Origin of the sequence: uncultured Chitinophaga sp. (assembly GCF_937874145.1) — a bacterium.
Classification (GTDB): domain Bacteria; phylum Bacteroidota; class Bacteroidia; order Chitinophagales; family Chitinophagaceae; genus Chitinophaga.
The window spans coordinates 1-11,793 of record NZ_CALNBI010000507.1; the positions used below are offsets into that span (position 1 = coordinate 1).

12 protein-coding genes and 1 pseudogene are annotated in these 11,793 nt (G+C 52.7%); 6 read left to right on the plus strand and 7 right to left on the minus strand.

Features of this window, described 5'->3' with window-relative positions:
* On the minus strand, window positions 1-391 hold a 391-nt coding region (locus tag Q0510_RS24075; protein WP_298717621.1), incomplete at its 3' end, for an alpha-L-fucosidase.
* Between the two features lie 566 nt (window positions 392-957).
* Here Q0510_RS24075 and Q0510_RS24080 point away from each other — a divergent pair.
* A complete protein-coding gene (locus tag Q0510_RS24080) occupies window positions 958-1,185 on the plus strand; it encodes a hypothetical protein (protein ID WP_298717624.1) in 228 nt (75 codons plus the stop codon).
* Window positions 1,186-1,203: 18 nt separating this feature from the next.
* Here the strand turns inward: Q0510_RS24080 and Q0510_RS24085 are convergent, their stop codons facing one another.
* Complete coding sequence (locus Q0510_RS24085; RefSeq protein ID WP_298717627.1) at window positions 1,204-1,821, minus strand: XRE family transcriptional regulator; 618 nt, start codon at window positions 1,819-1,821, stop codon at window positions 1,204-1,206.
* A gap of 113 nt (window positions 1,822-1,934) precedes the next feature.
* Window positions 1,935-2,498 carry a hypothetical protein gene (locus tag Q0510_RS24090; RefSeq protein ID WP_298717630.1) on the minus strand — a complete coding sequence of 188 codons (564 nt, stop codon included), beginning with the start codon at window positions 2,496-2,498 and terminating at the stop codon, window positions 1,935-1,937.
* 34 nt (window positions 2,499-2,532) lie between these two features.
* Between Q0510_RS24090 and Q0510_RS24095 the strand changes: the two are divergent.
* Window positions 2,533-2,781, plus strand: a pseudogene (locus Q0510_RS24095) (enolase C-terminal domain-like protein); the annotation flags it as partial.
* A 46-nt stretch (window positions 2,782-2,827) separates the two neighbouring features.
* Window positions 2,828-3,298: an SDR family oxidoreductase gene (locus tag Q0510_RS24100; RefSeq protein ID WP_298717632.1), complete on the plus strand. Its 471-nt coding sequence runs from the start codon at window positions 2,828-2,830 to the stop codon at window positions 3,296-3,298.
* A 45-nt stretch (window positions 3,299-3,343) separates the two neighbouring features.
* Here the strand turns inward: Q0510_RS24100 and Q0510_RS24105 are convergent, their stop codons facing one another.
* The 4 genes from Q0510_RS24105 to Q0510_RS24120 form a co-directional block, all read right to left on the minus strand.
* Window positions 3,344-5,482, minus strand: coding sequence for a GDSL-type esterase/lipase family protein (locus tag Q0510_RS24105; protein ID WP_298717635.1), 2,139 nt, complete (start codon window positions 5,480-5,482; stop codon window positions 3,344-3,346).
* A gap of 129 nt (window positions 5,483-5,611) precedes the next feature.
* Window positions 5,612-6,016: a hypothetical protein gene (locus tag Q0510_RS24110; protein WP_298717638.1), complete on the minus strand. Its 405-nt coding sequence runs from the start codon at window positions 6,014-6,016 to the stop codon at window positions 5,612-5,614.
* A gap of 19 nt (window positions 6,017-6,035) precedes the next feature.
* Window positions 6,036-6,443, minus strand: a complete 408-nt coding sequence (locus Q0510_RS24115; RefSeq protein ID WP_298717641.1) for an SMI1/KNR4 family protein — start codon at window positions 6,441-6,443, stop codon at window positions 6,036-6,038.
* Between the two features lie 33 nt (window positions 6,444-6,476).
* Entirely contained in the window at window positions 6,477-6,752 is a 276-nt protein-coding gene (locus tag Q0510_RS24120) for a hypothetical protein (protein WP_298717644.1), read from the minus strand.
* 346 nt (window positions 6,753-7,098) lie between these two features.
* On the opposite strand from Q0510_RS24120, the gene Q0510_RS24125 reads away from it, so the two are divergent.
* The 3 genes from Q0510_RS24125 to Q0510_RS24135 form a co-directional block, all read left to right on the plus strand.
* Window positions 7,099-7,695 carry an RNA polymerase sigma-70 factor gene (locus Q0510_RS24125; RefSeq protein WP_298717647.1) on the plus strand — a complete coding sequence of 199 codons (597 nt, stop codon included), beginning with the start codon at window positions 7,099-7,101 and terminating at the stop codon, window positions 7,693-7,695.
* 71 nt (window positions 7,696-7,766) lie between these two features.
* On the plus strand, window positions 7,767-8,927 hold the full coding sequence (locus Q0510_RS24130; RefSeq protein ID WP_298717650.1) for a FecR family protein: 1,161 nt from the start codon (window positions 7,767-7,769) through the stop codon (window positions 8,925-8,927).
* A gap of 196 nt (window positions 8,928-9,123) precedes the next feature.
* Window positions 9,124-11,793: SusC/RagA family TonB-linked outer membrane protein (locus Q0510_RS24135; RefSeq protein WP_298717653.1), on the plus strand; the 2,670-nt coding region annotated here is incomplete at its 3' end.

The window sequence follows — 11,793 nt, forward strand, 5'->3', positions numbered from 1 at the left end:
CCGTGCTCATGATGCCATGTTTCGTGTAACGGCTTTGCCAGAGCACGAATCCATCGTGGTGCTTGACAGTGAGGATCACCATTTTCATGCCCGCTGCTTTCATCGCCGCGCACCATTGGTCGGTGTCTAGGTTTTGCAGGGAGAAGATGGTGGGATCTTCTTTCCCGTTACCCCATTCCATCCGCGTAAAGGTGTTCGGCCCGAAGTGGATGAACGCGATGAACTCGTTTTGCAACGCGGCATACTGGTTCCGGGTAGGAACGACGTGCGCCGCTTTCCGGATAATGGCGTCATGCGAATCGCCGGGCGCCACGGCGACGGTGTTGCTGGTTTGCTGCCCCAAAGCCTGCAAAGTAGCGCAGGCGCACAGTAGAAAGAGTGATTTTTTCATACAAAACAAATAAAGACAGCCATAAAGATAACCGACCATGAGAATAATGGCGAACCTTCAAGCGCTTAATGTCCTGAATGTCAAAATACACTTAGGAAATGCCATTATTCTGTTAGTGCCGGATTTTCCCGACGAGGATTAGAATTTACACTAAACTGGCAATTCAAATATTTAACATGCGAAAGAGTAGTTTCTTGATAAGAAATATTCCTTTCGTTTAAGGAAATATGCAATGAACGAGAAAACACCGTTACAAGGCCGGTTGGCGTTTTTCGAAGGCCCGGGCACTCCTTTCCGGATTACCTCCGGCAGCGTACGACCGCTTCGGGGCAGATGAGCCCTTCAACCTCCGGGAGAACGCCGCCACGCTGGAGGAAACCCTAGGCAGCAGGACCCACGGCAAAGGCATCGACCTCGTTTTCGATATGAGCGGCTCGCCGGATGCCATGGAAGCGGGCTTGTCGGTCCTGGGGATCGGCGGCTGCACGCGGCGTGGAACAGGCTTTTCAGTATTCCCTGGCTCACAAACCCCTGCGCGTTGGCATCAACCTAAGAAAACAAGAGCAATGACTAAGATGATCATATTCGACTTGGCAGGAACTACCGTGAACGAGGATAACGTGGTGTACAAAACCGTTCAGCAGGCCATCAACGAACATTGCAACTACGTAACGCTGGAGCCGGTGCTGGCAGAAGGCGCCGGGAAAGAAAAGCTCCAGGCCATCGATGCCGTGTTGCGGACGTACACGGAAGATAAACAGGCCGCCAGCGCCCCCCATCTTCGAACGGTTTAAAACATTGCTGGAGACAGCTTATCTGCTGATTTCGGCAAAGAAATACATCACCAGCAACTGAACCGTCGTATTTTCGGTATGCACCGGCATGTGCGGAATATTGCCGTCGAAAAACAGCGTGTCGCCTTCGGACAGATCGAATTGGCGGTCTTCCAACTGGTATTGAAGGTTGCCGCGCAGCACAAATACGAGCTCGAAGGCCGCGGTGGTAACGGCAGGGCGATGCGCGCCGGGCCTGAGCGTCAGCAACGACAGCTGGAACGCGCCGCTTTCGAATGTATATTCGAGGATAGACTGGTACTCGAAACCGATCGCGCCTTCTTCCTTCTCGTAACTGGCGTACTGCTCTTTACGCATGAGGAGGAACCCCGGAAAATGGTTTTCCGCGCTAAGTTCAGCAAAGAAAGTTTCCGGTTTGACGCCCAGCTTTTGAATGATGGTAAACAGCGTGGGAATCGTTGGCAGCATCCGCCCGTTCTCGATTTTGGACAACATCGCGGATTTGATGCCCGTGACGCCGGAAAGGTCGAGCAGCTTCAATCCTTTATCTTTCCGGTACCGGCGGATGAGGCCGCCGATTTTATGGTAAACGAGCTGGCCGCTGTTGACTGCTTCGGTTGAAGGCTCCTGGTGCATATTCTTTAACGATTAATTAAACTCAATACTGCGAAATTAACAAATAAGAAAATTAGTTTCGTGTTAGGAAATAATTAGCTGCCGAAATAAGGCAGCCGCGTACGGTCCTCAGGTCAACTTCCAGCCCCTCGCGCCGGAGCTCCTCCTGGTGATGTTGCGAAAACATTTGTTGAAATTGACGAGATTGTTATAACCGCTTTCGGGTGCCACATGCATAACGGATAGTTCGTCCTGCCGGAGGAGCTTACGGCATGGGCGATACGGATTTCCTGCAGAAGGCTGACAAACGACTTTTGCGTACGGGCTTTGAAATAGCGGCAGAAGGCGGTGGGTACCCTTTTTGCGACGGTTGCCACCTCGTCCAGCGAGATTTTGCGGTGATAATTTGCCATGAGGAAGTGATAAACATCGTTGAACCTTCCTGCATCTTTTACGGTCATGGGATTGTGGTAATGCTCGCTGGCCAGGAATTCGTAATCGCTGGTGTGGGAAAGCAGATCGATGGCTTCCAGGAAAAGTGAGAATCTTCTCAATCCTTCTGTCGCCGTGATCTTATCCAGGAGTTCCAGCATAAGGTCGTGCGTGGTATGTTGGATGAGCAGCCCGCGCGACGCTTTGGCAAAGAGCGATTGCACGGCCTCCGCTTCCTGCGTGCCGGAAATAAGACTGAGCACCAATGCCGGCGCGAAATAAAGTACCGCTCCGCATAATCCGAATGGCCCGCTTTCGACACTGGCTTCGGCGCACGTCTACGCATCGGTAGCAAATTTCTTCCGGCAGGAATTTATGTTTAACGACGTACCCTGGCGCGATGAAGTCATCACGCATCCTATCGCTGATATGGTCAGCAACGGTTATCTCCGGCTCAGCGACCGCCCGGGGCTAGGAGTAGACCTTTTAGAAGTAGAAATGGAAAAGCATCCGGGGATCCTCCAGCCAAAGCCGGGGTTCTACGTCTGATGGAATAAACGATAGCTTGTGTTTTTACCTGCAAATAAGGAATGATATGCCACTGGAAATCGATTTATCAAACGAAGTAGCCATCGTAACAGGCGGCGCATCAGGCATCGGGGCGGGGATCAGCCGGGCGCTCGTGCAGGCTGACGCCGTGGTGGAAGGATGCGATCTCTCCGGAGGAAACGGAACATCCCGGCTGGATGTGACGGACACGCAGGCGCTCGCACATTTCGTGGAACAGGTAGCCGCGAGGCATGGTAGGATCGATATCGTTGTTTCCTGCGCACGCGCAAATGTATTTACCGGCGCCAGCGATTGCGGGGAAGCGGATTGGGAACGCAATCAATCCCTGAACCTTACCTCGCACTGGCAACTCGGCAGGTTATGCAAGCCTTACCTGGAGCGCGATGGCAAGGGCGTGAGCCTGGTGTGCTTTTCTGGCAAGCCCGTATGCAGCCTTCTTCGTTTCGGGAACAACGTATGTCATAGACGGAGGGCGGTCTGCCCTCATGCAGGATAGTTAGTGATTAAAAAGGCCCGCTCTCATCAGCGGGCCTTTTTGTTATCACCTTATTTTTTCAAGGTATTTCATGATCACCGGTTGCAATGCCAGTGCCCATTTGCGGTAACCGCCTGTTGTAAGGTGGATGCCGTCTGCGGAGTAGTCACCCAGGCTGAGGCTCCCATCAGCCTGCACAAAAGCCGCTGTCAGCGGGAAGTAAGTATACCGCTTTTGCGTGGCGGCTTTTTTAGCGAGGATGGCATGGATTGCATCGTATTGCTTCCGCCTTTCCGAATCTTTCTGCAAACCGGTCGGCAAGGGGCCGGAGAGGATCAATTGCGTTTTGGGCAGGCGTTTGTTGATCCACTCTGCAATCGCCTGGATGCCCGCTGCGATTTCCTGCGGGCTGTCGCCGGCGGGCAGGTTGTTGACGCCGATAGATACTGCGATCACTTTGGGCGGCGCGGCGGCGATGGCGCCCTGCTGCAGGCGAAAGAGTACGTTCTGCGTTTTGTCGCCCGAGATGCCGGCGCTTTCCCATTTGAATTGTCCAAAGAGGCTGTCGAATACCGCGAAGCCGGGTTTCTGAGGAACGTAGGTCCGGTGGCCGCCGGTGCCTTGTGTAATGGAATTTCCCAGGAAAACGATATCCTTACGTGCACCCGCGGAAATGAGGCTGTCGATATTGGCGAATTGCTGCCACCAGCCTTTGCCTTCCGCCCATCCGGCGCCGGATCTGTATTCCGCGCCGGGAGCGGGGATCGCCGCGAAGTTGATTTTACGGCCGGAGGAAGCGAGGATGAAATTGGTGATAGGCGTGGGGTCCTGCAGGCTATGCGGGTGGTGTTTTACACCGGGTTTATGGATGACGGTGATATTGCCGCCGGCAGCTTTTATTTTCGCTTCGAAAGGCCCTGTGTTCTCATCCACCGGTACCACTTCATCCGCGTCGCCCACAACATGCAGCATTGGAATGCCGAGACGGGCGATATTGGCGGCATTGTCGAGCGGGGAGCCGGTGAATGCAGTGGCTTGAGCTTCGTCGAGTTGGTAATCTTTTTTGAAGGTATCCCAGTCTCCCTTGCTGCCGGGGCCTTTTCCGAGGCCGCCTGGCCAGCTTTTCAGGTCTAGTACCGGCGCGTCTGCATAAATGCTGGCCACTTTTCCGGGGTTGGCCAGCGCCCAGTTGTAAATATATACGCCACCGCGGCTCATGCCTTCCAGCGAAACTTTCGCCGATAACCCTGCGCCCGTCAGCAGTTTATAAAAGCGATTCCAGGCGTTAATGGCGGCGGGATTGCCGAAGAGCTCGGCTACATCGCAATACGCCACGTGGAAACCTCTTTCCAGTAACGAAATGTCCAGCTGCGGCTCATGCCCCCAGAAACGCGCGCGCCAGATCCAGGGCCTGCCAGGCGCGGCCGTCTTCGGTTTTACCACTTTGCAGGCGCGGTTCCCGGATATGAAGTCCGCACATTCGAACCCGTGGAAGGAACTGAATTGCTTACGCTCTTTTATCCGCGTGAAAATATCGAAAGGCGTGCCGGGTTTGGCGGTCACCTGTTCGTACAGGCGTTTGGCGATCAGCGTGGCGCCGAGTGAGGAAGGATGGATTTTATCGGGAAAGAGATCGGGCTTGTCTGCGAACAAGGGATACAGGTCGATGATGTCCAGTTTTTCCTCATACGCGATCTTCCGGATATACGGAACGATATTTTGCTGAATCGAACGTTGGTAGATGGCATTGTCGGACGCCGTATCGGTCACGAACGAGGCTACCGGTAATAACACGACTACCCTGGGTTTTGAAGGCAGCTGCCGGAAGGCGGCCACCAGCGATTTGTAATCGGCTTCAAATCTGCCATGCTCCCCGGCGTACCGGCGCTTGCTGTCGTTGGTGCCCAGCTTGATGAAAACGATATCAGGCCGGAAGGCGATGGCATCAGCATACGCCTTCGAATCCCTGTACGAGTTGTTGGTTTCTGTTAACGCGGTGGCACCGCTCTGCCCGAAATTCCCGACCGTATAACCTTTCCCGAGCATGTTTTGCAACTGCGCCGGGTAGCTGTTGTGATCCCGGTCGGCCACGCCGGAACCGTACGTGATGCTGTTGCCCACACAGGCGATGCGGACAGGGGATTGCGCTGCGGCTGAATGCCAGCAGGCGATCGTGATAAATAAAGCAGCAAAGATGCGAATCATATTGGTAGATTGAGATCGCCTATAAAGATAATGGAATGAAGATGCCGCAATTATCAAAAATTAACCTTGAATGGATGATTTTGAAAAGAAATCGCAATCCGGACTATAATGCAACGAAAGTTCAGAGTACTATACGCTTTTTGATAAGAGTTGTAAGAATGACTTGAAGCCGATCCCCAATTCATTCGGTACCTCGTCTTCCATGCCGATAAAAGGGATCTCAATAAAAACGCCGTCTGCCTTCCAGATTGCGTATCCTGCGTCCGCTCCATTTGAGCCAATAAAGAAAAATTGATTTGAATGTCCTTTGTCTTGTACTGGATCATAGTAAGGATTTAGCGCACATACGTCTTCTATATTCCAAAGTATTAGATTTTGAATACCTAATATGCCTGAGGCGCCATTATGCGACGATATAAAATCGATGTAATCCGAATCAAGTTTAAAATCCGCCTTTACACACAATCTTGACACTTCCGAAGTATCAGGAGCTGCGGTCAAGCCAAAGTTTTTTAATAAGATTTCTACTGACATAAAGATGTATGTATTTTTATTACAGACCTCGATTGGCGATCGCCTGTAAGAATTCGGCGAAATCGTAACCCAGCACTTTCACCTCATGAATAGACATGCCGATGAAGGGAACTTCGATAAAGGCAAGGTCGTCCTTTCTAAGTCCATAAGCGGCATCTCCTCCGTCGGAACCGATTAAGAATAGACCGGGCGCAAATTCCTGAACTGCATAGTCCTGGTTTGCTTCCATAAGTTCCTGCAACATCCAGAGCCGGATGTATCCTTCTTCGCCAATAGCTCCTTCTCCACCATTTTTCAGGAACATGTATTCTACATAATCTGCGGGGACGGCGAAATCCATTTCTTTCAATATTTGTTGCGCTGCGATTTCGTCAAGTATTTCATTGGGTTCCACATTGGCAGTGAGTTGTGATACGATCGCATCCATAAACTTAATCTGTTTTATTGGCGTGTTTTAATATTACCGGATGATCCATGGTTGATTTTTCCCAGCTCTTTGAGCGGATTTACCTGCGGGAAGTTCGGAAATCTCCAGAATCGACGTATCCAGGTTAATTATTTCGTCCAGTGAGATGACCAGGTAATCGCTGTCATCGGCGCAAATATCATCTCCGATAAATTCCCAGATGCCATCTTCTTCATGATGAAAGACGGATAATATTGGCTTATTTTCATGAAGAACAAACCTGGTTGTCAATACGGCGCTATTTAATGCGATGTTGAATCTTCTTGTCACTTTGCGCATTTGGTTTTGCGTTGGGGCGGATTGCTCAAACTATGAGGACCGGACCTCCTGTTAATTTTGGAAACAGTTCTATCATTTGATAAGTAAATGTGTCAAAACAAGAAGCCGTCGGAAGCAAATGCAAATTAGGATTAATTCGCCGGCAACTAAAATAGCACATTATTGGGTTTTGAACATCACTGCAGCTCTGTTACCGTCAAGCGGTTGTTCATTTATCTACCCCGGTAATTACCTCTTCAAGACAATTTTATACCAACAAATGTGAAAATAAGGTAAGCATGAGTATACGTAGCTAGGTTATTTTGCCTTCTCCTATTGACATGAAATCTGAATGGCGGTGAGAAAAGCGCTCCTACAATATGCTGATGATGACCTGCTGGCATTGATCGCCAGGGACGAAATCGACGCTTTTACCGCCATCTACCGGCGCTATTGGGAACCGCTCCTTGTTACCGCAGCCAGGGCCATCCGGTGCAAAACCGAAGCCGCCGACATCGTGCAGGACGTATTCCTCTCCCTCTGGAACCGTCGCGCCGAACTGGATATCCAGGGCTCCTTGGCGGCTTACCTGCAAACCAGCGTCAGATACAAGGCGATTCACTATATCGAAAAGAATATCGTCCGCCACGATTATATTTCCCTTTTGACCGACGCCTCCGGCGACACGCTTTCAGAAAGCGGGGAAATAGGATTACAGGTGAAGCAGGTGCAGGAACTCATCCGCCACACCGTGTCCCGCATGCCGTCTAAAATGCAAACGGTATATAAACTCAGCCGGCAGGAAAATCTTAGCCACAAAGAAATTGCCGCCCAACTGGGCATTTCCACTGAAACCGTCAAAAAGCATATCCGGCACGCATTGTCGTTAGTCCGGTCCGCACTCGAGCAAAGCTCGGTTTCCGTACCGCTTTTAATCCTCACCTTGCTTGATTAAAAAAAAATCTTTCCGGCGTATACCCCCTCTCTCATTTTCGCCGGACAATATTATGTACAAGCACTTGAAACATGAACGTCGGACAGGCTAAAGAAATCTTGCAACGCTACAGGGAAGGCAAAACCACCGCCGCGGAAAACGTGTGGGTGGAACGCTGGTACCTGAAATTAGTGGAAACAGGAGAGGAGGAATGGGAAGAAGGTGAAAAGGAAGCCCTGGGGCAGCTGATGGAAGCGCGGCTCATGCGGCAAATCAATAGCACACCAGCCGCTGCACCAAAAATTAGGCGGCTTTTTACCCGCTCCCGCGCCATCGCCGCATCCATCGCTATCGCCTTGCTGATCGGCGCCGGCGGCCTGCTGCTGATATCCCGCCAGGGTAACGGCGACAGGCAGCCAAGGCTGGCGGAGTTATCCGCACCGCAACATAATATAGCCACCATCACGCTATCCAACGGCGATGTCATCTTTCTCGACAGTGCCGGCACTGGCACTTTGGCCAGCCAGGGCGACGTTAACCTCATAAAGAACGGCAGCGGCGACCTGGCCTACGAGTCCGGTGCAGCGCCCGCTGGCGAGACAATGCAATACAACTCTCTTACAAACCCCAAAGGCAGCAGGGTAGTGAAAATAATGCTGTCCGATGGTACGAGGGTTTGGCTGGATGCAGGCTCTTCGCTCACCTATCCCGTTTCTTTCCCGGGCGCGGAAAGGAGGGTGTCCGTTTCGGGTGAAGCATTTTTCGAAGTGGCCCGCAACGCGCAAAAGCCATTTTTCGTGGACAACGCCGCCGCCAGCATCCGCGTGATCGGTACGCATTTTAATGTGAACGCGCATGCAGACAATCCCAATATGCAGGTTACCCTGATCGAAGGCGCCGTTAGTGTATATAAAGGGGAAGGCAGCAGCTTGCTCAAACCCGGGCAACAGGCGATTGTCGGCAACAACCAGCGCGGGGCCGGGGGAATCGAAGTAGTGGATAGTGTGGACCTGGAGGCTGTTGTGGCCTGGAAACACGGGTACTTCCATTTCTCGAAATCCAGCCTGCCCGAAGTCCTGAAACAATTATCCAGATGGTATAACGTCGAGTTCGAGTATGAATCGGGTATCCCGGCCAAACAATTTATGGGAGAAATAGAACGCGATTTGAGCCTGGTACAGGCGTTGCAGATCCTGGAAACAAACGGAGTCAGGTTTAAAATCGACGGCGATAAAATAATTGTAAGAAAGTAAAGCGCCACACCGCGCATATTGATTGTATCGGTAAGTCAATTCATTCACTGTAATTCCATGAGACATGATCGGGCCGGCCATCACCAAATGATGGTAAGGGGATTCCTTTGCCGGAATGGCCGGCCCTTGTCAAGAAAAACGCACACCACATTCTTTAACAGATACGCATTTTTCAACCAAAAATCAAATGAAGGCCATGAACTTAACTATGTTCTGTCAGCATCGATGGCTGTCGTATGCCGTCCGTCGCCTTGCCAGGCTCATTCCCCTTTTCTTATTATCCTTATGCCTTTCCGCCAGCGCATCCGGCTTAGGCCAGCAGGTGACGCTGGATGAGCGGAACGTTGCGCTGGAGCGCATCTTCAGCAAGATCAAAAAACAAACAGGGTATGTGTTTTTCTATGACGCGAGCCTCCTCGCACATGTAAAACCTGTCAGCATCCGCGTTACCAACGTACCGCTGGAAGTTGCGCTGGATAAGTGCCTGGACGGGCAGGCCCTCCGGTATTCTATCTCCCGCAAAACCATTACGATCGTCCGCGACCCGCAACAAGCCGGCGCTTCCCGCAACAAGGCGCAAACCGCCGCCGCAGATACATTTTCCATCCGCGGCGTGATCACCAACGCGGAAGACAATACCCCCGTCGAAGGGGTATCCATCCTGAACCGGAGCTCCGGCAACGGCACCCAAACCAATAAAGACGGCCGCTTTGCCCTCCGCGTGGCGCTGGGCGACAAACTGTTCATTTCTCATATCAATTACAGCGATGTCAACTACGAAGTGACCAGCAACGACGATGTGTTCGTAAAGCTGGCGCAGAAATCCATCACCGTCGGAACCGATGTGGTGGTGGTAGGCTATGCCAAGCAGAAGAAAACGAGCATGGTGAGCTCCGTGAGCACCATCAGCGGTAAAGAACTGACTTTCGGCGGCCGCAACCTTAGCAACAACCTGCAGGGCCAGCTGCCGGGGATCATCTCCTTCCAGCGGACGGGCGAGCCGGGTTACGACAACGCCACCTTCTGGATCAGGGGCGTCAGCACCTACAACGGCGTACAAAATCCGCTGATCCTCGTTGACGGCGTACCCCGCAGTTTTAATGACATCGACCCCAATGAAATCGCCACTTTCAGCGTACTGAAAGACGCGGCGGCGACGGCGGTATTCGGTGCCGAGGGCGCCAACGGCGTCATCCTCGTGACCACCAAGCGCGGCCGGGTGCAGAAAACGGAAATCACTTATCGCGGCGAGTACTCCAACCTCACGCCGCTTCGCATGCCCCAGTTCGCCGGCGCGGCCGAGTACCTGTCTACCTACAACGAAGCCCTCGCCAACGAAGGCAAAGCGCCGATTTTTGACGATGCACTGATCGACAAATACCGCAGCCACGTAGATACGGATCTCTATCCCGACAACAACTGGCTGGGCATGCTCCTTCGGAAACACACCTACAACACCCGCCACAACCTCACTTTCCGCGGCGGCACCAGCAAGGCGCGCTTCTTCGTTTCCGGCGCTTACTACAAGGAAAGCGGCCTGTTCAAGGATAACGCGCTGGCCCAGTACAGCAGCAATATCGACCTGAAGCGTTATAACCTCCGCAGCAATGTGGACATCGATGTATCGCCCACAACACTGTTGCGCGTAGATATCAGCGGCCAGTATCTCGAAACCAATTATCCCGGCACCGGAACCGCCCGGATTTTCGAAATCGCCACCATTGCGCCGCCGTATTTGTTCCCGGCGATATATTCTGACGGAACGCTGGCCGATCACCCGCGCCCCAGCGACAACCGCTCCAATCCCTACAACCGGCTCAACCATTCCGGGTATACCAACGAGTACCGCACCAATATCCAGTCGCGGGTGGACCTGGAGCAGAAACTGGACGTGCTGACCCAGGGGCTTTCCGCGAAAGTGAGCGCCAGCTATGACTTTTACGGCACCTACATCGTAGGTACGGGCAAATCCATCAACTCCTTTTACGCTACTGGCAGGGATGCCGACAACGGGCTGAAGTATACCCAGATCAAAACCGGAACCGGCGAGATTACGACTGGATCTACCAGCCAGACCGGGACAAAAAATATTTACCTGGAAGCGTCCCTCAACTACAACCGCATGTTTGCGCAGAAGCACGACGTAACGGGTATGGCGCTGTTTTATAAAAAGGAAAGCCAGCTCACCAGCGACCGCCTGCCGTTCCGGAAAATGGCGTATGTGGGCCGTTTGAGCTATGCCTACGACCGCCGCTATTCTATCGAGGCGAACGTGGGGATCACGGGTTCCGAAGCTTTTGCGGATGGATACCGCTACGGCGTGTTCCCGGCGATGGGCGTGGCCTGGTCGCTCAGCAACGAGGATTTTTATCCGGATGCCTTGCGCAACGTGCTGTCCAGCGTTAAGTTCAGGGCTTCCTTCGGCCTTACGGGCAATGACCAGTACGGCGGTTCCCGCTTCCTGTACCGCGGCGGTTACGTAGGGGCTTCCGGTGCTTCGCTGGGGGATAATGCGGGCGGTGCACTGAATGCGCTGAGTGGATTGATGGAAGACCGGTTCCGGTCGCCCGAGCTTTCCTGGGAAACGGAAACCAAGCGCAACTACGGCGCCGACCTGGGGCTTTTCGGCGGCAAGCTGAACATCACGGCAGATTACTTTGATAACTACCGTTACGATATCCTCGTGCAACGGCGTACGGTTTCCGGTGCGGCGGGCTTCCGGCAGTCGCCGTTCCAGAACTTCGGGAAAGTGAGCAACAAGGGGTTTGAAACCATGCTCACTTATCGCCAGCCCGTCGGCGGACATTCCGTTTTCTCGTTCCGCGGCAACTTCACATACGCGAAAAACAAGATCATTGAATTTGAT